Raw genomic sequence first — 20,290 nt, forward strand, 5'->3', positions numbered from 1 at the left:
TCTGGATTGCCACGATAATGTAGCACTCCCTCATTCCCCGCCGCCGCCATGACCGCCATTTTGCGTTCCGCCGCGCTCCGCGACATCGAAGCCCGCCATGCCGAGGCCCAGCCGCCATTGATGGAGCGCGCGGGCCGCGCCGCCGCCCAACTCGCCCTGCGCCTGCAGGCCGCCCTGGAGGGGCCGCCCCTGATCTTCGCCGGTCCGGGCAACAACGGCGGCGACGCGCTGGTGGTGGCCCGCCTGCTGCGCGAAGCGGGCCTGGCGCCGGTGGTGGCGTCCAGCGCCGACGCCGAGCGCCTGCCGGCCGACGCCCGCCAGGCCATGCAAGCCTGGCGCCGCGCGGGCGGCGAGATATGTTCCGAGGTTCCCGAGGGACGGTACGGCCTGGTGGTGGACGGCCTCTTCGGCATCGGCCTGACGCGCCCCCTGGAAGGGCATTACGCCCAGTGGGTGGAGCGCATCAACGGCTACGGCGGCCCAGTGCTGGCGCTGGACTGCCCTTCCGGGCTGGACAGCGAGACTGGACACGTTCTCGGCCGCGCCGTGCGGGCCAGCCATACGCTCAGCTTCATCGCGCTGAAACCCGGACTGCTGACCCTGGACGGCCCGGACTGCTGCGGCGAGCTGACCCTGAACGACCTGGGCCTAGACCTGGGCAATGGCGTGGCGGCAGCCACGAGCGGTCGGCTGGTGGAGCGCGCCCTCTTCGCCGACCACCTGCGCCCCCGCCGCCGCAACAGCCACAAGGGCAGCCACGGCTCCGTCGGTATCCTCGGCGGCGCGCCGGGCATGGCGGGCGCCGCCCTGCTGGCCGGCCGCGCCGCCTTGAAGCTGGGCGCCGGCCGCGTCCATGTCGGCATGCTGGAGGCGCTGGCGGTGGATCACGCGCAGCCGGAACTGATGCTGCGCGCCGCCAACGAAGTGCTCGGCCTCGCCACCGTCCTGGCGGTCGGCCCCGGTCTCGGGCAGACGGCGCAGGCCGCCGAGTTGCTGCGCCAGACGATCGCCACTGCCCTGCCCCTGGTGCTCGACGCCGACGGCCTCAACCTGCTGGCGAGCCATCCGGTGCTCGGCGGCCGCCTGGCGCGCCGCGATGCGCCGACGCTGCTCACGCCCCACCCGGCGGAGGCCGCCCGCCTGCTGGACGGCAGCGTGGACGCGGTACAGGCCGACCGGCTCGCGGCGGCGCTGGAGTTGGCGCGCCGCTTCAACGCCGTGGTCGTTCTCAAGGGCTGCGGCAGCGTGATCGCCAGCCCGGACAGCCATTGGTTCATCAACGCCACCGGCAATCCGGGCCTGGCTTCGGCCGGCAGCGGCGACGTGCTGACCGGGATCGTCGCGGCCCTGCTGGCCCAGGGCTGGCCCGCCGTCGAAGCCGCCCTGGGCGGCGTGCATCTGCACGGCGCGGCGGCCGACATGCTGGTGGCGGCCCAGGCGGGCCCCATCGGGCTGACGGCCGGCGAACTGGCCGACGCCGCCCGGCGCCTGCTGAATGCATGGTGCGTGCAGAATCAACCGAACAGCGGATTGCGGGGATAGGGGTAGAGGGTGCTCAACGCCTCACTGTGGCCCGGTCCCTGGACGATGCGCACATGTTCGCGGCGAAATTCTCTGCCGTGGCGCAGACCGCAACTGTGGGCGATCATCTCGATCTCATGGTTCATGTTGCGGCAGTAGTTCGCCACCCGCAGGGCCTTCTCCTCCACCACCAGCCCGCGCTGCAATTTGGGATCATGGGTGGTGATTCCGGTGGGACAAGTATTGGTATGGCAGCGCAAAGCCTGGATGCAACCGAGTGCGAAGAGAAAGCCTCGCGCGGTATTCACGAAGTCGGCGCCGCAGGCCAAGGCCCAGGCCGCCTGCGCCGAGGTGACCAACTGACCGGCCGCCACCACCCGGATGCGTTCCTTCAGCCCCGACGCCAGCAGGGCATCCACCACTCTCGGCAACGCCTCGTCGATGGACAGCGCCATGTGGTCGGCCAGAGCCTGGGGCGCCGCGCCCGAACCGCCCTCGCCGCCATCGACGACCAGGAAATCGGGCGCACTGGCGAGGCCGCGACGCAGCACCGCCTCGCACAACAGGCGCATGAATTCGCGGCCGCCGACGGCGGTCTTGACCCCAACCGGCTTGCCGGTCACGTCGCGGACCCGCGACACCATGTCCAGCAACTGATCGACATTGCCGATGTCCGGATGGCGATTCGGCGAGAGCGAATCCATACCCGGCGGAATGCCCCTGATGCGGGCGATTTCCGGCGTTACCTTGGCGGCAGGCAGCACTCCGCCCTTGCCGGGCTTGGCGCCCTGGGACAGCTTGATTTCGAAGGCCCGCACCTGCTCGTGGGCAGCCAGTTCGCGCAGACGGCTTTCCGACAGTCGCCCGTGTTCGTCGCGGACACCGTACTTGGCGGTGCCGATCTGAAAAATCAGATCGCAGCCGCCTTCCAGATGATAGGGCGACAAGCCGCCCTCTCCCGTGTCGAACCAGCAGCCGGCCTCAGCCGCACCGTGGGATAGCGCCTGCACCGCAGGCCTGGAGATGGCGCCGAAACTCATGCCGCTGATATTGACCAGCGAAGCGCCCGCGAAAGGCTGCTTGCAATAGCCTTCGCCGATCCGGCACGGCGGCGGCGGCAAACGTTCCTCGTCAAGTACCGGGAATGGCGCGTTGACGAAAATCAGCGCACCCGGCCGACGCTTGTCGTAGGTGGAGCCGAAACCGATGACCCCGCCCTCGTTCTTGGCCAGCCGATAAACCCAACTCCGGGTCGCCCGATTGAAAGGCCGCTCTTCGCGATCCCCGAGGAAAAAATACTGGCGGAAGTATTCCCCCAGTCGCTCGAAGACGTAACGCAGGTGTCCCACCAAAGGGTAGTTGCGCAAGATGGTGTGCCGTTTCTGGGTGGTGTCCCTGACGTACCAGTAGGCCGCCGTTCCGAGGATGGCCAGCACCAGAAGCACTCCGAGCGTGACAAGCAGCAAGTCCAACATGGGCTAGAATCCCCGCACTCTTTTCGAAGCAAAAACATAACATGGATTTTTCCATCCCCCTTGCCGCGGAAGTCGAACGCAACGTGCTGGCTGCACTGGTCGAAGACATCGGCGGCGGTGACTTGACCGCGCTGCTCACGCCCGACGGCCGCCGCGCCAGGGGCATCGTGATCAGCCGCGAGTCGGCCGTGCTCTGCGGGCGGGCGTGGTTCAACGCCTGTTTCCAGCGCCTGGATCCAGCCGCCCAAATCACCTGGCATGTAAACGACGGCGAGCAATTGAGCGTCGGGCAGTCCCTGTGCGAAATCAAAGCCGACACTCGCGCCCTGCTCACCGCGGAACGGCCGGCCTTGAACTTCATCCAGATGCTGTCCGGAACCGCCACCGCCACCCGCAAGTACGTGGAGGCGGTGGCCGGCACCCGCGCCCGCATCGTGGACACCCGCAAGACCCTGCCCGGCCTGCGCCTGGCGCAGAAATACGCGGTGCACTGCGGCGGCGGCACCAACCACCGGCTCGGCCTCTACGACGGCATCCTGATCAAGGAAAATCACATCATGGCCGCCGGCAGCATCACTGCGGCCCTGGCACAGGCTCGGGCCCTGGGCCGCAACGACGTGTTCATCCAGGTCGAAGTGGAAAACCTGGAACAATTGGCCGAAGCGCTCGACGCCGGCGCCAAGATGATTCTGCTCGACAACATGAGCCTGCAGGAAATGCACCTGGCAGTCGGGCTCACCGCCGGACGCGCGCAGCTCGAAGCCTCCGGCGGCATCAGTCTGGAGACCGTGCGCGCCATTGCCGAGACCGGCGTGGACCGCATTTCCGTCGGCAGCCTGACCAAGGATGTCCGCGCCACCGACCTTTCACTGCGCCACGTGGAATCTTGAGATTTTCTGCTAGAATTCGCCGCTCTTTCCGGAGAGGTGGATGAGCGGTTTAAGTCGCACGCCTGGAAAGCGTGTTTGGGGTAATACCCCAACGCGGGTTCGAATCCCGCCCTCTCCGCCAGAATCAATGAAAACCCGCACTGCCACAGGCTTTGCGGGTTTTTGTTTTCATACGAAACAACTCATTCCCGGGTAAGGCGCTGCCCTGGAAACGCCCGCGAAACAGCCCCAACTACCCGCTCCAAACTTTGTTCCCTGCGGCTCTGCCCCCATCGCATGCTCTGACGTTTTTGGCGCATGTCTTTCTGACCATGGGGCGGCACGATATCCCCCAGGCCCTGTGCACGGATAACGACCCGCTATTCACGGGCCGGATATTCGCTGGTGGCTGGCCCTGATCGGGGTACGCCATCAGCACACGACGCCCGGTCCCGGCGTTCCCTGGCAGAACAGCCGGGTCGGTGCTGTTGCCCAGCGGGTCGGTAGTCCGGATGAGGTTGCCTTGACCATCGCAGGCGTGCTGGGTGGCATTGTCATTTCAGGCAGACAATCAAAATATTCTGATTTGGTTTTTGGGTATGAATTACAGGTATGGCAAGGATCAAGATGAAACCAAGGAGACACTGACAGAATTTCGCCGAAGACCTGGCTCTGTGCCGTACCCTTGGGAAAACGAACCTTGCGTGGCAGAAAATGTCGGGAAATAGCGACCCCAGCTTGGGGGTTAAAAATGACGAATCAACCGCTCTTAACGTTGCCTATCGTATGCAGTGACTTAATATGAGGAGCATCCAATCTCGACCGGAAAAGCTTCCATGCCCCCCTCCAGTCACCAAAAAATTTCACTACAGCGGCTTCTGAGCCTGGAGTGGGACGCGATTGCCGGAATTGCGGCGGCCGTGGTCGCGCTGATTCTGCACCTGCTGCACATCGTGGACCAGCATGTGGTCCTGCCCATCGTGCTTGCCCTGATCGCGCTGCTGTTCGTCAACTTCATGCGACACGCGAGGAACAACGAAGTGACCGCCGAACAGGTCGATCGCACGGCTCACGCGGTCAGCAAGATACAGTCGGCGCTGGAACTCCCCGAGGTCGTACTGGTGGGACCGCGCCATCTGCGCACCGTAAATGAGAAATTCGTGAAGCATATGAGCGGAGAAACCATCTGGTTCAATCTCTGCCTGTCGATGTATCGACCAATGCCGCTCTTCGACGCATTGCTGCGCCCGGCGGTGGAAAATCCCATGGTCTCGTCGATCCAATTCGTACTCGACGAAAGCCAGAAAGCGCTATGGCAGCAGGTCATCCTGCCGAGGATTTCAAGCTGTGCGGGACACGCAAAGGTTCGCGAACCGCAATGGCGCCAGCTGGACAAGACGATTTCCTACATCCTTGCCGACAGCCAGTCGAGCGGCGGCTGCGAGGCTCTGTTGAGTTTCTGGGGTGAACCGTTCATGGCGCAGGCGACCACCCGGGATGTGCCGCGCTATATTTTCCACGTGCAAAGGCACTCTGAACTACTGCCTCACCTGGAGGAACTGGCGCGCTAATGAAAGTAGCCCGCTGACTCGAATGCTGGAGAGGAACATGCATGGAATACCACGTCGGGCGGCACGCCCCATGTTTCTGAATCTGCTGGCGCTGCGATTTCCGATCGGCGCGGTGGTTTCGATCGGCCATCGCCTGTCGGGTCTCCTACTGGTCGTGGCGCTGCCTTTCCTGGTGGCCTTTTTCGAGCGCTGCCTCGAAAGTGAGCGGATTTATCAGCAAACGATGGCTGCGATGCGCAGCCCTCTTGGCACCGTCATCATGCTCATCCTGTGCGGGTCGCTGGTGCTGCACGTTCTGGCGGGCGTGCGCCATCTGCTGATGGACATCGACATCGGCTCGAGCCTGCCGATCGCACGCAGGACGGCGTGGCTCGTACTGTCGGCCAGCGCGGTCGCGGCGGCGACACTGGCCGGAGGATGGTGGCTGTCATGAAGCTGTTTGGCGGACTGCGCCCATGGGTCATCCAGCGCCTGACGGCGCTCTACCTGCTGCTGTCCATGCTGACACTGACGGCGTTCATCGTTTTCGAGGAGCCGATGAGCTTCACGGCGTGGCGCGCATTGATGCTTCAGCCAACCGGCAAGGTGGCAATCCTCATGTTTTTCACCGCGCTTTTCCTTCACGCCTGGGTCGGCCTGCGCGATGTTCTGCTCGATTACGCAAAGCCGTTGGCGCTGCGCTCGCTGCTCATGGCATCAGGCGCCTTCGGCCTCATCGCCCTCGAACTGTGGGTGATCGTCATTCTGACTGGAACGGGATAGGCACATCATGCGCTTTTCGATCTATCGATATGACCCCGAGCGTGGTGGCAAGCCGTACATGCAGGACTACCAAATCGATCCGGTGCACGGCGACAAGATGTTATTGGATGCCTTGATGCACATTCGACAGATCGACGACAGCCTGTCCTTCCGGCGGTCCTGCCGGGAGGGAATCTGCGGTTCGGACGGCATGAACATCAACGGCCGCAACGGCCTTGCCTGCATCACGCCGCTCGCCGACCTGAAGGAGCCGGTGGTATTGCGTCCATTGCCCGGCCTTCCCGTGATCCGCGATCTGATCGTGGACATGACGCAATTCTTCGCGCACTACCACGCCATCAAGCCCTACCTCATCAACCATCAGCCGGCACCGGAGCGCGAACGGTTGCAGTCGCCCGAGCAACGCGCCGAACTCGATGGTCTGTGGGAGTGCATCCTGTGCGCCTGCTGCAGCAGCTTCTGTCCTTCCTATTGGTGGAACCCAGACAAATTCATTGGCCCGGCGGGGTTGCTGCAGGGCTATCGGTTCATCGCCGACAGCCGCGACACTGCCACCCGCGAGCGCCTGGAGTTCCTCGACGACGTCTATCGCCTCTACCGCTGCCGCTCGATCATGAACTGCACCGAGGTATGTCCCAAAGGACTGAGCCCATCACGGGCGATCGAGAAAATCCGCCTCAAGCTGCTCAAACAGTCAATCTGAGCTGCGTCGGACTCACTCCCCGAATCAGCTGCAGTGATCTGTAAGTGTAGCTTGTAGGTGGTTTGGGGCTGAATAGATTCAACTCACACTGACCCGGCAGGCATGCCGCAGGACAGGCTTTCAATACGGCGGTAGTGAATTGCGTGCTTGGTGGCGCAGGTCTGAAAGTATCCTCCGATGGTCTCCCGGATACGTCAAACTTCTGCTGTCTCCCCGGCAAAGCCGGGGAGACTCCTTTGGTAGACGCTAGGCCAAGTCGTCGGCCACCATGGCGGCGACGTGGAAGCCCGAATCCACGGCCTGGTGGGTGCCGGCGCCGCGCCCGCCGGCATCGCAGCCGACCAGATACAGGCCGGGCAGCGGCGTGCGCGGACTGGGTTTGTGGCGGCCGATCTGGCCGACGATCTGGCCCAGGCCGACAGCCTCGCCGCCCATGCCGGGCAGCACGGAGTCCCGGCTGAGGCTGGAGATCATGCGCGGACCGTAAGGCTCGCGGCGGACGATGTGCTTGTGCAGCTCGGGGTAGAGTTCGTTGATGACCCGATCGGCCCGGGCGATGGCTTCCTCGGCCATCGGCGACTTGGGGTCGGCGGAAACGAAGATCTGAAAGTTGGCGATCTGATGCCCCGGAATAGGCGACATCTCCGGATCGAAGGCGGTCTCCACGTCGATCACGATGGGCGGCACCTCGGGCCATTCGCCCTGCGTCATGCGCGCCCAGTTGGCATCGTCGATCGCGCCGCTTTCGCCGAAGATGTTGACGAAGGCGCCTTCGAAGACCGGCTTGTCCAGCACGTAGCGGCAGCCGGCGATGGATAGGCTGGGCTCCAGCGCCTTGACCCGCGCCACGTAGTCCTCCGGAAAGTGCTCGGCGCCGGCCAGCTTCAGCACCGTGGGCTGGATGCCGGCATTGGAGATGACGGCCTTGGCGTACAACCGCTTGCCCGCCTTGGTCTCCACGCCGACGACGCGGCCGTCTTCCACCAGAATTTGCGTCACGGTCTCCCGGGAAAGATAGCTGCCGCCGTTTTCAACCACATAGTCGGCGCACACTTCGGCGACGCGGCCGAAACCGCCCTTCTGATAGCGGCCGACGCCGCCCATGATCATCTGCTTGAGGGTGAACACCGCTTCCGAGGCCGCGAGCTTGTCGGTGGAAACAACGAACAGCGCATTCATGCTCATGCCCAGATGGTCCGCCATCACCTTGGGCAGATTGAAGGGCTTCAGCCAGTCGGCGAAGCTGACATCGTCCAGCGCGGACAATTCATCGTCGGTGACGGCCATGGCGGCGCCGTATACAGCGCCCATGGCCATCAGGTCCGCGTCGCCCACCCCCAGGGTCCGCTTCAGATTGTCCACTTCCTCCGGACCGAGCTCCGGACGCAGGCCCGTGACCATCTTGCGCCATGGGCCGTCGTGGGGCTTGTAGAACAACTGTGCCATCGAGTTGCCTTCGGGGATGATGAATTCGACCCGATCCGCGACCCCCAGAGTATCGACCAGTTCGTGAAACCGCGAATTCAGCGCCGGAATACCGACCGCACCAAAGGCCTCGATCTTGTAGCCGCGCCGATCCAACCACTGCACCTTGCCGGCCGGCTTCGGCGTCTTGTCCACCAGGGCCACCCGCTTGCCGGCCTTCGCCAGCAGGGCTGCCACGCTGGCACCGCCGTAGCCGGCGCCGATCACGATGACATCGTACTTGTCCATGCTCCGCTCCTCGTTCTGTCGTTTGCGTATGTCGTGTGCCGGGACCGCCAGCGGTCCCGGCGTGGATCAGCTCTCGGGCGCGCCGTCGAACAGGCTCTTGAAGCCGGAAGGATCATGGCGGCCGAAGACCACGGTCTCCAACGTACCGTAGCCCTGGCGCTCGCCGAAAGTGGCGCGCACCAGCTGGTGGACGTGGATGAACCGGGGGTCGAGGGAATTGACCTGGGCCAGTTCCCAGGTCTCGGAGCTGACCACGTCCTCTCCCTTCCACATGCCGTGGCCCCATTCGGGATGGTTGTAGCCGACGCCCAGCATGTAGAAATCGAGGACCGGTTCCAGGGTGATCTCGTGGGATTCCCCTCCCGCCTCGACGAACTGCAACGTGGCGCCGCGGCTGCGCCGGGTGCCCGGCTGCCAGTGGATGCGGTGGCTGGCGGTATGCATTTCCCGGACTCCCGGCTCCTCGCCATCGGGAATCCGCGCCATGTCGTCGTAGGCGGGCAGGATGCAGGCCTGCAACTGGGTCGTATGACCGGTGGGGTCCTGATAGGTGTTGAACTGGGTGCAGATGTCGCCGAAGTCGAGGGGCGACCAGACCCAATAGACGCTGGGCGCCCCGTTCATCAGCCCGGGCGCGCCCGTCTCCCGCTCGCCCACGGGGCGGATGCCCCAGGACTTGTCGCGTGCGCCGCGCGTGGTGGCCGCATTCACCTCGATACGCCGGCCATGGACGACGATGTGCCCCTGCCAGCAGCCCAGTTGAGTGAAGCGGCTGGTGTGCATGATCAGGCGGCCATCGTCACGCATCACGCTCTGGGGTTCCTCGACGGCGGCGGTGCGGGCGATGAAGGTGAGATCGCATTCGATGCCGGTGCTGTTGGGCGCCAGGGTGACGCGGTAGCTGCGCAGCGGCTTGAGTATCTCGATGCGGAAAGGCCCGACGAAACTCTGGGCCCGGTCCTTGGGCGCCCGCCGGGAACCATGGAAGCTGTGCTGCACCCCATCCACGACGACGCTGAAATGCGCGTCCTGGATATGGCGGTTCGGATAGATGGCGAATCCGGACTCGAACATGAAGCCCCCCCCACGTCGATGCCGTTCATCCAGTAACGGTCGTAGCAGTTCCGGTCGCTGGACGCCGGCTCGCACACCGGTGCGGTCGTCTGATGAATACAGAAATCGTCAAAACTCGTGATCATGAAATATCTTCCTTTCCAGATTAATTCCAGGGATCGTTCCCTGCCAACACCGCCTCCACCAGCGGACGGCACATCAGATAAAGGTCGGGATCGCCCGGTTCCTGCGCCTCGCCGAACTTGATCCGGCGCTGGGTGATGCGGATGTCCACCAAGGCCATGCGCAGCAGGCCATAAGCCAGATAGAAATCCATGTTCTTCAGCTTCTGTCCGCTGACCCGCTCATAGCTCGCCACCACGTCGGCATACCGCATGAAATGCGGCATCGGCGCACTCGGAAAACCGACCAGGGCGGCGATGCCCTGGAAGTACTTGTGCAGCAGGATGGTCCAGGCCACGTCGAGCTCGCGCGGGCCGAGCGTGGCCATTTCCCAGTCCAGCACCGCCGTGGGGGAGAATTCCCGCCACAGCATGTTGCCCACCCGCGAATCGCCCCAGCAGATCACGGTCTCCCCTTCGTCCTCCGGCCAGTGCGCCTCGATCCAGGCGAACAGTTTTTCCACCAGGGGGAAGTGGCGTCCACTCCGGCCCCAATCGTAATAGGCCCGCTCACCGGCGAAGTGGCGGCGCAAGGGCGTGGCGCCGGGATGGGGCGCCAGGAGAAAGGCGGTTTCCTCGGCCGGCGCGCGGATGCCATGCACACCGGCGATGGCGGCGATGGTCTGCTCCTGCATCCGCGCCTGATCCTCGGGGCGGGCATCATGCAGCCAGCCGCCGAAGACGTAGGGCGGATTGTCGCTGGCCGCTTCGCCGGTGACCATCTCCATGATGAAAAAAGGCACGCCCAGGGCATCCGCGGCGGGCTCGTACCAGAGCACCTCGGGCACCGGGACCTGGCTGTACTTGCGCACCAGGCGCATCACGCCGACCTGCCGGTCGAAATCGTATTGCGAAAAGATGGGGAAGGCATCATCGGGCGGCGGCAGCCGGGCGACGTAGCTGCCCGTGCGGACGCTCCCATCCTGCCGCCACTCCAGATCGAACAGCAGCGTCTCGCTGGACATGCCGGTCTTGCCCGGATTGCGCAGCTCGGTGATCACGGGATCGGCGCCCGCGCCCAGGGCCCGCCCCAGCCAGGCGGTGAGCCGCTCCTGGATATGATTCAGGTCGCGATTGGAAGTGCGCGTGTCGACAGCTTGCGAAGAGAGTTCCGTCATGGATGGGATTCCGTATGAGTGGTTGGATACAGGACGATCAGCGCTGGGACGAGATGTTTCCGCCATCCACCACCAGTTCCGTCGCCGTGATGTAGCTGGCCTCGTCGGACATCAGGAAACGCACCGCCCGGCCGATTTCCGCCGGCACGCCGATGCGGCCGAGCAGGATGCGGCGCTCGAAATAGGCCGGCGTCAGCACGTCCACCACCGGCTGCAACATCGGCGTGTAGATCTGACCCGGCGAAATGGCATTGATGCGGATGCCCTCCAGGGCCAGCCGATCCGCCAGCGAGCGGACCAGGGAGAGCACCCCGCCCTTGGCGGCGGAATAGACCGGGTTGGCGCCGTTGCCCAGGGTGGCGTTGATGGAGGAGAAGGCCACGATGGCACCACCGGGCCGGGCGCGCAGGTCCGGCAGCATGGCCTGGGTGATCAGGGCCAGGGGCCGCAGATGCACATTGATGCCGTCCTCCCAGCTCTGCGGCGTGATCCCGTCCAGGGAACCCGTATCCAGGACGCCGGCCGCATGCACCAATCCGCCCAGGTCGGGCAATGCGGCGCGGCTCTGCGCCAGGGCCGGTGCGATGGCGTCGGCGTCGCGCAGGTCGATGCCGACGCCCAGGGTCGCCACACCGTAACGCTCGGCCAGCGTGGCGGCGGCCTCCACGGCTCGGGCCCCGTTGATGTCCCATAGCGCCACCGGACGCCCGACGGCGGCCAGCGCCTCGGCGGAAGCCAATCCCAGTCCGGAAGCGCTGCCGGTCACGACGACGCCGCTGTGCGGCGAATTCAGTTTGGGCTGATAGTCCATGTCCTCGTTTTCCTACGTTCAGAACAACAGATCGCCCACGGCCAATCCGGGGGGCGCCAACACGTCGATCCTGGCCAGCGTGGCGGCGTCGAGCGACAGGGTCGTCGCCGTCAGGTTGTCGTCCACATGCCGGCGCTGGGTCATGCCGGGGATCGGCACGACGCCTGGCCCGCGATGCAGCAGCCAGGCCAGGGCGAGACAAGCCTCGGAGATACCGAGGTCCCCTGCCAGCTGCCGCAGCGGTTCGAAACGACGCCGGTTCTCGGCGAGATTCCCGGCCTTGAAGCGCGCCTGGACGCAGCGGTAGTCATGCACCTCGCTGAAGTCCTGGGCCAGGAAACCCGATCCCAGCGGACACCAAGTCACCAGGGCCACGCCCAGCCGTTCCGCGGCGGGCAGCAGTTCGCGCTCCGGCTGGCGCGCCCAGAGGGAGAATTCGTTCTGCACCGCGGCGATGGGATGCACCCGCTGGGCCCGCTCCAGCGTCGCCGCGTCGACATTGCACAGCCCCAGATGGCGCACCTTGCCCTGCCGCACCAGATCGGCCATGGCGCCGACGGTCTCCTCCACCGGCACCGCCGGATCTGGGAAGTGCTGGTAGTAGAGGTCCAGATAATCCGTATCAAGACGGCGCAGGCTCTCGTCGATGCACTGATGGACATAGGCAGGGTGCCCGTTGGCCCGGATGCCCGGCATGTCGTACTTGACCTGCACCGCCGAGCCGGACGAGCCGTCCACCACCCAGCCGAACTTCGAGGCGATCAGCACCTGATCCCGCCGACCGGCCACCGCCCGCCCCACCAGCGTCTCGTTGTGGCCCAGGCCATAGACATTGGAGGTGTCGATCAGATTGATGCCGCAATCCAGCGCATAGCGCAGGACGTCGATCGCGGCGGCGTCCTCGACAGGTTCGTAATAGCCGGGGGACAGCACGGCGGCACCGAAGCCGATGGCCGAGGCCAGCGGCCCCTGGCTTCCCAGCCGGCGGCGAGCAAGGTCAGGCATGTCCAATCCTCCCCCACGACAATTTTCAGGTTCCCCGCGGTGCGCGGAGCGATGACTCCGAAATGCTAGCGGCACCGGCATCCGCCCCCCATCACCTCATCGGACATTAAGCACTACCCAGCCGCTCAGCCCGATCGTCCCGACAGCCCCTTCATGCGGCAACTGCGCCATCCTCATTTGATTTACAAATGTACAATATCATCAATATGTTCATACCTCCGCCAAACCGACATGGGCGAACCTGATGCCGCACCCACCGCCACCCGCCACGGCATCCGGCGCACCATTCCCGGATAGCTTCCCGATGCGGAGGCCGGCCAATCCGGGCGCGGCGCCGGCGGAGCACTGAAGGAGCTTTCATGCGCCAAGTCTCCACGGGCAAAGCCGGTCCCAACGTGCTGGAGGGCATGATGGCCTATCTGCTGGGCAAGCTGGATCTGCCGCCAGGAGCGGCGCCGCTCCTGCTGCCGGCCGCCACCATGCCCCAATTCGAGCAGCAGTTCCAGAAGGCGATCCGGCTGCTGGCGGAGAAGACGGCCCGGCGCGGAGAACTGACGACGGTGTTCGACAAGGCCGGCGTGCTGCTGTGCCGGGTACTGGTGACCTGCCGCACCCTTGAGGAGGCGATCCAGAACGTCCTGGATTTCTATCTCATGGTCAGTCCCCAGTCCGACGAATGCGGCTTCCGCCGCGGCGGCCGGAGTGCATTGTTCATCTGCAGCCGACACCCGACGCTGCGCCACAGCGAAGCCTCGGCCCTGGTGCTTGCCGTCGGCGTGCTGTACTTCATCCAACTGTTCTCCTGGCTGATCGGCACCCCGCTCAGCCCCAGCCGGGTCATGCTGACCCACACCCTGTCGCCCAAGGCCGAGCCGCTGCTGCGCGTGTTCAATGCACCGGTTGCGGCCGGCGCCGGCTATTACGGCTTCGAATTCGATGCCGAACTGCTCTCCCGTCCCGTCATCCGCCGCGCGGAGGACATCCCGCTGTTCCTGGACGGTTTTCCCTGCCGACTGTTTACGGCGATGCCGGAGGCGCCGCCGCTGCGTCGGCAGATCCAGCTCTATCTCGACGCGGCGCTGGCCCACCGCGACCCCCTGCCCCGCGCAGGCGCCGTCGCCGCCATGTTCGGTCTTTCCGAGGCCACGCTGCGGCGCCGCCTGCGCGGCGAAGGCTGCAGTTACGACCAATTGCGCGACCAGGCGGTCAAGACGACCGCCCTGCGCTACCTGGCCGACCCCAGCCTGAGCGTGGACCAGATCTCGGAGCGTCTCGGCTTCAGCGACAGCAAGTCCTTCCGCCGCGCCTTCCATCGCTGGGTGGGCTGCGCCCCCACCGAACTGCGCAAGACCCATTGCCCGCCGGCCGGCTGAGCCACTGAATCGCTGAGCCGCTGAGGCCAGTCGCCGGTGGAGTGAGCGCTGCTGTGGTGTTAATCGTTCGCCAAGGCCCCCTCCCCCTCGCCAGGTCGGCCCCATAGTTTCGATTCCTCGCGCGCCGCCAGCCGTCCCGCGGCCCGATTCGTCGCCTTGACCTGGGGTTCTTCATGACACTGAGCAAAGACCAGCAACGGGAAGCCTACCGCCGCATGCTCTCCATCCGCAGCTTCGAACAGGCGGCCGCCCGGCAGATCGACAACGGCGAGATTCCCGGCGCCGTCCATTCCAGCATCGGCCAGGAGGCCGCCATCGTCGGCGCCTGCATGGCGTTGCGCGACACCGACTACATTACCGGCACCCACCGCTCCCATGGCCACCCCATCGGCAAGGGCGCGAAACTGCCGCCCCTGATGGCGGAGCTGATGGGCAGGACCACCGGCATCTGCAAGGGCCGCGGCGGCTCCATGCACCTGGCCGACAGCAGTGTCGGCATCATCGGCGAGTCCGCCATCGTCGGCGGCGGCATCCCGATCGCCACCGGCGCCGGCTTGAGCGCCCATGTGCGCGGCACGGACCAGGTGAGCCTGTGCTTCTTCGGCGATGGCGCCACCAACGAAGGCAGCTTCCACGAAAGCCTCAACATGGCGGCCATCTGGAAACTGCCGGTGATCTATTTCTGCGAGAACAATCTCTACGCCGCCACCACCCCCTTGCGCAGCAGTCACGGCCAGCCGGATGTCGCCCATCGCGCCGCCGGCTACGGCATGCCCGGCGTGATCGTGGACGGCCAGGACCTCGAAGCGGTCCATGCGGCCACCGGCGCCGCCGTGGCGCGGGCCCGGCGCGGCGAAGGACCGACGCTGATCGAAGCCAAGACCTATCGCTTCGACGAGCATGCGATCGGCCTGTTCCTGCCCTCCATCTACCGCAGCAGCGAGGAAGTGGACCGCTACAAGCGGGAGCGCGATCCCCTGGCGCTCTACCGCCAGGCGCTGCTGGCCGCCGGCCATGGCGAGGCGGAGCTGGCGGCCCTTGAGCAGAGCGTGAGCCGCCAGGTGGACGAGGCCGTGGAATTCGCCCGCAACAGCCCCCACCCCGACCCGGCGGAGGTCTACGAGTTCATGTACAGCAATCCGATCAACTATCCCCGTGCGGAGCGCCAATCGTCATGACCAGCCAGCGCCTGAGCTATTTGAGCGCCATCCTCGAAGCGCAGAAGGAGGAAATGGAGCGCGACCCCAGCGTCATCATGATGGGCGAGGACATCGCGCTCTACTCGGCCACCGGCGTCCTCGGCAAGCTGGACAACAAGCGCCTGTGGAGCACGCCGATCTCGGAACTGGGTTTCACCGGCATGGGCGTCGGCGCCGCCATGACCGGCCTGCGGCCGATCGTGGACCTCACCATCGCCAGCTTCGCCTACCTGGCCTCCGACCAGATCATCAACCAGGCCGCCAAGGTGCGCTACCTGACCGGCGGCCAGGCGCGGGTGCCGATCGTCTTCCGCATGTCGATGTGGCACAACCAGGCCAATGCCGCTCAGCATTCCGACCGCCCCTACCCCATGTTCATGAACGTGCCGGGCCTGAAGATCATCGCCCCGTCCGGCGCCCGGGACATGAAAGGCATGCTGAAGGCGGCCATCCGCGACGACGATCCGGTGCTGGTGTTCGAGGACAACGATCTCTGGATGAAATCGGAAGACGTCCCCAGCGATCCGGACTTCCTGGTTCCCCTGGGCAAGGCCGCGGTGAAGCGCGAGGGCCGCGACGTCACCATCGTCTCCATCGCCGGCTGCATCCTCCACACCCTGCCCGCCGCTGAGCAGCTGGCCGGCGAAGGCATCGAGGCCGAAGTCATCGACCTGCGCAGCCTCGCGCCGCTCGACACCGACAGCATCCTCGCCTCCGTGGCCAAGACCGGGCGCCTGGTCATCGTCGATTATGCCCACCGCACCAACAGCGCGGCGGCGGAAATCGCCGCGATCGTCGCCGAGGAAGCCTTCGACGCGCTCAAGGCGCCCATCCAGCGGGTCACCACGCCCGACGTCCATATTCCCTTCAGCCCCAAGCTGGAGCGCCCGCTCTATCCCAACAAGGACAAGGTGGTGGCGGCGGTCAAGAAAATCATCAAGTAGGAAAGGCACATGGCAAACCGATTCGTCATGCCCAAGCTGGGCATGGGCATTACCGAAGCGTCCGTCCTGAAATGGCTCAAGGCCGAGGGCGAGATGGTCGTCGAAGGCGAACCCCTGGTGGAAATCGAGACCGCCAAGGCGATCGAGGAACGCGCCGCCACGGCCAGCGGCCGGCTGGTGAAGATCCTGGTCGCGGAAGGCGAGGTGGTGGAGGTGCTGCGCACCATCGCCATCATCGCCAAGGACGGCGAGGACTACCGGGCGCTGCTGGACTGAATCCGCGCCATGGGCTCCGACCTCCAGCCCCATCCGCTGTCGCCGCTGCGCAAGATCATCGCCGCGCGCATGAGCGAGGCCCATCAAGCCATCCCCCACTTCCGCGCCGCCATGGACATCGAGATGGATGCCCTGCTGGCGCTGCGCCGGGCGTACAACGCCGATGCCTCCACTACGTCGGCCACGCCAATCACAGTCAACGATTTCATCGTCAAGGCCAGCGCCCAGGCCCTGCTGGAAGTCCCGGAGTTGAACGCGGAGTTCACCGACGGGATGATCCAGCCCCATCGAGACGCCGACATCGCGGTGGTGCTGGCGGTGGAAGGCGGCCTGCTCACCCCGGTGGTGCGCGGCGCGAACCGCAAGAGCGTCGGCCGGATCGGCGCGGAAATCCGTGAACTGTCGGAACGCGGGCGGCGTGGCAAGCTGCGGATGGAGGAGCTCCAGGGCGGCTCCTTCAGCATTTCCAATCTGGGCGGCCAGGGCATCGACGAATTCGACGCCATCATCAACGCCCCGCAGGTCGCCATCCTGGCGGTCGGCGCCGCCAAGGCGCGGCCCTGGGTCCGCGACGGGCAACTGGCCGTGGCCACGGTGATGCGGGCGGTGCTGTCCATGGACCACCGCATCGTCGACGGCGCCAGCGGCGCGCGCTTTCTCGCCGCCCTCAAGGATCGCCTCGAATCGCCCGCCCCGCTGCTGGAGGATGCGCATCTTTCCTGAGGCAGCGGTGCAATCGCGGGTCGATTGCCGGCCAGAACGGATTCACGCTAGACTGCGCCGCCTTCCGAATGCGCCTCATGAAACCGCCCACCAGCCGCGATCTGCAACGCCAGGAAACCTTCAACCGCGTCTATGAAGCGGCGCTGGCGGAATTCCGCCGGGTCGGCGTGGACCAGTCCAGGGTCAGCGACATCTGCGAACGGGCCGGCGTCGCCAAGGGAACGTTCTTTTTCCATTTCCCCACCAAGGACCACGTTCTGCTGGAGCGGCAGCGGCGGATTTCCGAAGCCATGGCCGCCAGGATCGAGAACGAACTCGGCGACGTCGCCGATGCGAAAGCCTTCCTCGGCGGCCTGACCGCGATCGTGCTGGAGGAGCATCAGGCGGTGGGCGACCTGGAACTGGTGCGCCAGATCAACCTGGCCATCGTGCGACTGGGCGGCTCGCCCAGCCTGGGCATCCATCACACCGCGTTCGGCACCGCGTTGACCGCGCAGATCCGCCACCTGCAACAGGCCGGCATCCTCAAGAAAGGGATCGATGCCGCCAAGCTGACCGATACCCTGCGTCTGAGCTTCTTCGGCTTCCTGGTCAATCCCCAGTCCTCCTTCGACACCAGCCGCCCGCGCATCGCGCTGCTGACGAGCCTGCTGGCCGAGTCCCTGACCGCCTGAAGGCCGCGGGGGAAACCCTTGCCGCCGCGCCGACCCGCATTTCCAGTCACCGCATTTCGCATTCCCAGTCATTGCGTTCCGCTATATACAATTGTATATTCCGCCCGTCAAAAGAAAGGAAAGGAAATCCCCATGAGCCGCTACTTTGCAAAGCACCTGACCACCATCGCGCTCGTCGTTGCCGTCGGCGCCTCCCATGCCGCCGACCTGACGGTATCGGCCGCCGCCAGCCTCACCAATGCCTTCAAGGAAATCGCCCAGAGCTACGAAGCCCGGCATCCCGACACCAAGGTCCTGCTGAACTTCGGAGCCTCGGGCGCGCTGTTGCAGCAGATGGCCAAGGGTGCACCGGTGGATGTGTTCGCCTCCGCCGACGAGGAGACCATGGACATGGCGGAGAAGCAGAATCTGGTCGCCGCCGGCACACGCAAGAGTTTCGTGAGCAACACCCTGGTGCTGATCGTCCCGACGGACGGCAAGGCATCCATGAAGCGCCTCGAGGACCTCGGCCAGCCCGGCGTCCAGCGCGTGGCGATCGGCAATCCGGCCAGCGTGCCGGTGGGGCGCTATACCAAGCACGCGCTGGAAGCCGCCCGCCTGTGGCCCGCCGTCGAAGCCAAGATGGTCGGTACCCAGAACGTCCGCCAGTCGCTGGACTACGTCGCCCGCGGCGAAGTGGATGCCGGCTTCGTCTACGCCACCGATGCGGCCGTGATGAAGGACAAGGTCAAAGTGGCGTTCCAGGTGCCGCTCGACATCGCCATCCGCTATCCCGTCGCCCGGATCACCAGCGGCGCCAACGGCGCCGAAGCCGAACGCTTCATCGCATTCCTGCTGTCGCCTGACGGCCAGGCCGTGATGGCGAAATACGGCTTCCAGAAGCCCTGATCCGCAACCGGCATAACCTCGGCGCGCATGGACCCTCTCGCATGGCAAGCCTTTGTCCTTTCCTTGAAAGTTGCCGGTTGGGCCACCGCCATCAATCTCGTGCTCGGGGTGGGCACCGGATTCATGCTGGCCCGCCTGAGCTTTCCCGGACGGGATCTGCTGGACTCGCTGCTGACCCTGCCGATGGTGATGCCGCCCACCGTGCTGGGCTATTACCTGCTGGTATTGATCGGACGCCGCGGCTGGCTCGGCCAATGGCTGCACGACAGCTTCGGAATCCATCTGATCTTCACCTGGCAGGGCGCGGTGATCGCCGCCTCCATCATCGCCTTTCCCCTGGTCTTCAAGCCGGCGCGAGCAGCCTTCGAGTCGGTGGACGGCCAACTGGAGCAGGCCGCCCGGGTGCTGGGCATCTCGGAAATCGGCATCTTTTTCCGGGTCACCCTGCCCCTGGCCTGGCGCGGCATCCTGGCGGGCGTGCTGCTTGCCTTTGCCCGCGCTCTGGGCGAATTCGGCGCCACCCTGATGGTCGCGGGCAGCATCCCCGGCAAGACGCAAACCCTGTCGATCGCCGTGTACGAGGCCGTGCAGGCCGGACAGGACGATCTGGCGAACATGCTGGTGCTGGTCACTTCCGTCGTCTGCGTGACGGTGCTGCTGGCCGCCGGGCGCCTGGCGCCGGGACGGATCGGCAACCGTCCGGACCACTAGCACGCTGAGGCGATGGAACTCGAGATCGATATCCGCAAGACGCTGCGCTCCGGCCATCGCCGCTTCCACCTGGACGTGCGGCTACGCTCCAGTCACCGGCGGCTGGTCATCTTCGGTCCTTCGGGCTCGGGCAAGAGCCTCACGCTCCAGGCCGTCGCCGGCCTGGAGCGCCCCGACGACGGCGTCATCCGGATCGACGGAACCGCCCTGTTCGACAGCGCGTCCCGCGTCGACCTGGCGCCGCAGGCGCGCAGGATGGCGTACCTGTTCCAGGACTACGCCCTGTTCCCACACCTCACCGTGCGCCAGAACATCAGCTTCGGCCTGGTCCGCGGTTGCCTCAATCCCCATCCCGATCTCCGCCTCGAGGCCGTGGATTATTGGCTCGACGCCTTCCATCTGGGCCATCTCGCCCACCAGTACCCGAACGAGCTTTCCGGCGGCCAGCGCCAACGCACCGCCCTGGCGCGGGCACTGGTGGCCCAACCGCGCGCCCTGCTGCTGGATGAACCCTTTGCCGCCCTCGACCCCGCTCTGCGCACACGGATGCGCACCGAACTGGACGAACTCCAACACCGCCTGGCGGTACCGATGATCCTGATCACCCATGACCCGGAAGACGTGGCTGCCTTCGGCGACCACGCGCTGTGCCTGCACGACGGGCGGATTGTCGAGAATGAGGACGAATGTGAAACCGATCCAATCGCTGCCTGATTTTT

At 65.5% G+C, this 20,290-nt stretch carries 21 protein-coding genes and 1 tRNA gene; 16 read left to right on the forward strand and 6 right to left on the reverse strand.

Annotation, left to right across the window (positions count from 1 at the left end):
• Positions 1 to 48: 48 nt before the first annotated feature.
• Positions 49 to 1,542, forward strand: coding sequence for an NAD(P)H-hydrate dehydratase (locus B9N43_RS04145; RefSeq protein WP_145841059.1), 1,494 nt, complete (start codon positions 49 to 51; stop codon positions 1,540 to 1,542).
• On the opposite strand, the gene B9N43_RS04150 is transcribed toward B9N43_RS04145, so the two are convergent.
• Positions 1,515 to 2,996, reverse strand: coding sequence for an FMN-binding glutamate synthase family protein (locus B9N43_RS04150; RefSeq protein WP_145841060.1), 1,482 nt, complete (start codon positions 2,994 to 2,996; stop codon positions 1,515 to 1,517). The two genes, B9N43_RS04145 and B9N43_RS04150, sit on opposite strands and share 28 nt — an antisense overlap.
• Before the next feature lie 41 nt (positions 2,997 to 3,037).
• Between B9N43_RS04150 and nadC the strand changes: the two genes are divergently transcribed.
• The 6 genes from nadC to B9N43_RS04185 all read left to right on the forward strand — a co-directional run bounded on the left by nadC (position 3,038) and on the right by B9N43_RS04185 (position 6,901).
• Entirely contained in the window at positions 3,038 to 3,886 is an 849-nt protein-coding gene (gene nadC / locus B9N43_RS04155) for a carboxylating nicotinate-nucleotide diphosphorylase (RefSeq protein ID WP_145841061.1), read from the forward strand.
• Between the two features lie 30 nt (positions 3,887 to 3,916).
• A tRNA-Ser gene (locus tag B9N43_RS04160) sits at positions 3,917 to 4,007 on the forward strand.
• Positions 4,008 to 4,701: 694 nt separating this feature from the next.
• Positions 4,702 to 5,436 carry a hypothetical protein gene (locus B9N43_RS04170; protein ID WP_222428793.1) on the forward strand — a complete coding sequence of 245 codons (735 nt, stop codon included), beginning with the start codon at positions 4,702 to 4,704 and terminating at the stop codon, positions 5,434 to 5,436.
• A gap of 37 nt (positions 5,437 to 5,473) precedes the next feature.
• Entirely contained in the window at positions 5,474 to 5,869 is a 396-nt protein-coding gene (gene sdhC / locus B9N43_RS04175) for a succinate dehydrogenase, cytochrome b556 subunit (RefSeq protein ID WP_145841062.1), read from the forward strand.
• Positions 5,866 to 6,198 carry a succinate dehydrogenase, hydrophobic membrane anchor protein gene (sdhD, locus tag B9N43_RS04180; protein ID WP_186453973.1) on the forward strand — a complete coding sequence of 111 codons (333 nt, stop codon included), beginning with the start codon at positions 5,866 to 5,868 and terminating at the stop codon, positions 6,196 to 6,198. The genes sdhC and sdhD overlap by 4 nt, the downstream gene beginning before the upstream one ends.
• Positions 6,199 to 6,205: 7 nt before the next feature.
• Positions 6,206 to 6,901 (forward strand): succinate dehydrogenase iron-sulfur subunit, encoded by a 696-nt coding sequence (locus B9N43_RS04185; RefSeq protein WP_145841064.1) that lies wholly within the window; start codon positions 6,206 to 6,208, stop codon positions 6,899 to 6,901.
• Positions 6,902 to 7,147: 246 nt separating this feature from the next.
• On the opposite strand, the gene B9N43_RS04190 is transcribed toward B9N43_RS04185, so the two are convergent.
• The 5 genes from B9N43_RS04190 to B9N43_RS04210 form a co-directional block, all read right to left on the reverse strand.
• Positions 7,148 to 8,614 carry a phytoene desaturase family protein gene (locus tag B9N43_RS04190; protein ID WP_145841065.1) on the reverse strand — a complete coding sequence of 489 codons (1,467 nt, stop codon included), beginning with the start codon at positions 8,612 to 8,614 and terminating at the stop codon, positions 7,148 to 7,150.
• A gap of 66 nt (positions 8,615 to 8,680) precedes the next feature.
• Positions 8,681 to 9,688 (reverse strand): hypothetical protein, encoded by a 1,008-nt coding sequence (locus B9N43_RS04195; RefSeq protein ID WP_145841066.1) that lies wholly within the window; start codon positions 9,686 to 9,688, stop codon positions 8,681 to 8,683.
• 145 nt (positions 9,689 to 9,833) lie between these two features.
• A complete protein-coding gene (locus B9N43_RS04200; RefSeq protein ID WP_186453974.1) occupies positions 9,834 to 10,967 on the reverse strand; it encodes a phosphotransferase family protein in 1,134 nt (377 codons plus the stop codon).
• Between the two features lie 37 nt (positions 10,968 to 11,004).
• On the reverse strand, positions 11,005 to 11,778 hold the full coding sequence (locus B9N43_RS04205) for an SDR family NAD(P)-dependent oxidoreductase (RefSeq protein ID WP_145841068.1): 774 nt from the start codon (positions 11,776 to 11,778) through the stop codon (positions 11,005 to 11,007).
• A gap of 18 nt (positions 11,779 to 11,796) precedes the next feature.
• Entirely contained in the window at positions 11,797 to 12,783 is a 987-nt protein-coding gene (locus tag B9N43_RS04210) for an aldo/keto reductase (RefSeq protein WP_145841069.1), read from the reverse strand.
• Between the two features lie 359 nt (positions 12,784 to 13,142).
• On the opposite strand from B9N43_RS04210, the gene B9N43_RS04215 reads away from it, so the two are divergent.
• The 9 genes from B9N43_RS04215 (at position 13,143) to B9N43_RS04255 (ending at position 20,285) form a co-directional block, all read left to right on the forward strand.
• The gene (locus B9N43_RS04215; RefSeq protein WP_145841070.1) at positions 13,143 to 14,156 is read left to right on the forward strand and encodes a helix-turn-helix domain-containing protein; all 1,014 of its coding nucleotides are present in this window, start codon (positions 13,143 to 13,145) and stop codon (positions 14,154 to 14,156) included.
• Positions 14,157 to 14,329: 173 nt separating this feature from the next.
• A complete protein-coding gene (locus tag B9N43_RS04220) occupies positions 14,330 to 15,334 on the forward strand; it encodes a thiamine pyrophosphate-dependent dehydrogenase E1 component subunit alpha (RefSeq protein ID WP_145841071.1) in 1,005 nt (334 codons plus the stop codon).
• Positions 15,331 to 16,299 (forward strand): alpha-ketoacid dehydrogenase subunit beta, encoded by a 969-nt coding sequence (locus tag B9N43_RS04225; RefSeq protein ID WP_145841072.1) that lies wholly within the window; start codon positions 15,331 to 15,333, stop codon positions 16,297 to 16,299. The genes B9N43_RS04220 and B9N43_RS04225 overlap by 4 nt, the downstream gene beginning before the upstream one ends.
• Positions 16,300 to 16,308: 9 nt before the next feature.
• Positions 16,309 to 16,575: a biotin/lipoyl-containing protein gene (locus B9N43_RS04230; RefSeq protein WP_145841073.1), complete on the forward strand. Its 267-nt coding sequence runs from the start codon at positions 16,309 to 16,311 to the stop codon at positions 16,573 to 16,575.
• Between the two features lie 9 nt (positions 16,576 to 16,584).
• A complete protein-coding gene (locus B9N43_RS04235; protein ID WP_145841074.1) occupies positions 16,585 to 17,298 on the forward strand; it encodes a dihydrolipoamide acetyltransferase family protein in 714 nt (237 codons plus the stop codon).
• A gap of 77 nt (positions 17,299 to 17,375) precedes the next feature.
• A complete protein-coding gene (locus tag B9N43_RS04240; protein ID WP_186453975.1) occupies positions 17,376 to 17,972 on the forward strand; it encodes a TetR/AcrR family transcriptional regulator in 597 nt (198 codons plus the stop codon).
• Positions 17,973 to 18,104: 132 nt separating this feature from the next.
• On the forward strand, positions 18,105 to 18,860 hold the full coding sequence (gene modA, locus B9N43_RS04245; protein ID WP_145841076.1) for a molybdate ABC transporter substrate-binding protein: 756 nt from the start codon (positions 18,105 to 18,107) through the stop codon (positions 18,858 to 18,860).
• 63 nt (positions 18,861 to 18,923) lie between these two features.
• Positions 18,924 to 19,571, forward strand: coding sequence for a molybdate ABC transporter permease subunit (gene modB / locus B9N43_RS04250; RefSeq protein WP_261379386.1), 648 nt, complete (start codon positions 18,924 to 18,926; stop codon positions 19,569 to 19,571).
• 12 nt (positions 19,572 to 19,583) lie between these two features.
• Positions 19,584 to 20,285, forward strand: a complete 702-nt coding sequence (locus B9N43_RS04255; protein WP_145841078.1) for a sulfate/molybdate ABC transporter ATP-binding protein — start codon at positions 19,584 to 19,586, stop codon at positions 20,283 to 20,285.
• Positions 20,286 to 20,290 lie beyond the last annotated feature (5 nt).

The organism is Denitratisoma sp. DHT3 (assembly GCF_007833355.1).
Lineage (GTDB): Bacteria > Pseudomonadota > Gammaproteobacteria > Burkholderiales > Rhodocyclaceae > Denitratisoma.

Bases quoted from the DNA above. Each gene is read 5' to 3' on its own strand.
- B9N43_RS04235 (WP_145841074.1), top strand. From the start codon at position 16,585: ATGGGCTCCGACCTCCAGCCCCATCCGCTGTCGCCGCTGCGCAAGATC.
- B9N43_RS04185 (WP_145841064.1), top strand. From the start codon at position 6,206: ATGCGCTTTTCGATCTATCGATATGACCCCGAGCGTGGTGGCAAGCCG.
- B9N43_RS04195 (WP_145841066.1), bottom strand. From the start codon at position 9,688: ATGTTCGAGTCCGGATTCGCCATCTATCCGAACCGCCATATCCAGGAC.
- B9N43_RS04255 (WP_145841078.1), top strand. From the start codon at position 19,584: ATGGAACTCGAGATCGATATCCGCAAGACGCTGCGCTCCGGCCATCGC.
- B9N43_RS04210 (WP_145841069.1), bottom strand. From the start codon at position 12,783: ATGCCTGACCTTGCTCGCCGCCGGCTGGGAAGCCAGGGGCCGCTGGCC.
- B9N43_RS04240 (WP_186453975.1), top strand. From the start codon at position 17,376: ATGAAACCGCCCACCAGCCGCGATCTGCAACGCCAGGAAACCTTCAAC.
- B9N43_RS04230 (WP_145841073.1), top strand. From the start codon at position 16,309: ATGGCAAACCGATTCGTCATGCCCAAGCTGGGCATGGGCATTACCGAA.
- modA (WP_145841076.1), top strand. From the start codon at position 18,105: ATGAGCCGCTACTTTGCAAAGCACCTGACCACCATCGCGCTCGTCGTT.
- B9N43_RS04205 (WP_145841068.1), bottom strand. From the start codon at position 11,778: ATGGACTATCAGCCCAAACTGAATTCGCCGCACAGCGGCGTCGTCGTG.
- B9N43_RS04200 (WP_186453974.1), bottom strand. From the start codon at position 10,967: ATGACGGAACTCTCTTCGCAAGCTGTCGACACGCGCACTTCCAATCGC.
- B9N43_RS04170 (WP_222428793.1), top strand. From the start codon at position 4,702: ATGCCCCCCTCCAGTCACCAAAAAATTTCACTACAGCGGCTTCTGAGC.
- B9N43_RS04215 (WP_145841070.1), top strand. From the start codon at position 13,143: ATGCGCCAAGTCTCCACGGGCAAAGCCGGTCCCAACGTGCTGGAGGGC.
- B9N43_RS04150 (WP_145841060.1), bottom strand. From the start codon at position 2,996: ATGTTGGACTTGCTGCTTGTCACGCTCGGAGTGCTTCTGGTGCTGGCC.
- sdhC (WP_145841062.1), top strand. From the start codon at position 5,474: ATGCATGGAATACCACGTCGGGCGGCACGCCCCATGTTTCTGAATCTG.
- B9N43_RS04190 (WP_145841065.1), bottom strand. From the start codon at position 8,614: ATGGACAAGTACGATGTCATCGTGATCGGCGCCGGCTACGGCGGTGCC.
- B9N43_RS04145 (WP_145841059.1), top strand. From the start codon at position 49: ATGACCGCCATTTTGCGTTCCGCCGCGCTCCGCGACATCGAAGCCCGC.
- B9N43_RS04225 (WP_145841072.1), top strand. From the start codon at position 15,331: ATGACCAGCCAGCGCCTGAGCTATTTGAGCGCCATCCTCGAAGCGCAG.
- nadC (WP_145841061.1), top strand. From the start codon at position 3,038: ATGGATTTTTCCATCCCCCTTGCCGCGGAAGTCGAACGCAACGTGCTG.
- B9N43_RS04220 (WP_145841071.1), top strand. From the start codon at position 14,330: ATGACACTGAGCAAAGACCAGCAACGGGAAGCCTACCGCCGCATGCTC.
- sdhD (WP_186453973.1), top strand. From the start codon at position 5,866: ATGAAGCTGTTTGGCGGACTGCGCCCATGGGTCATCCAGCGCCTGACG.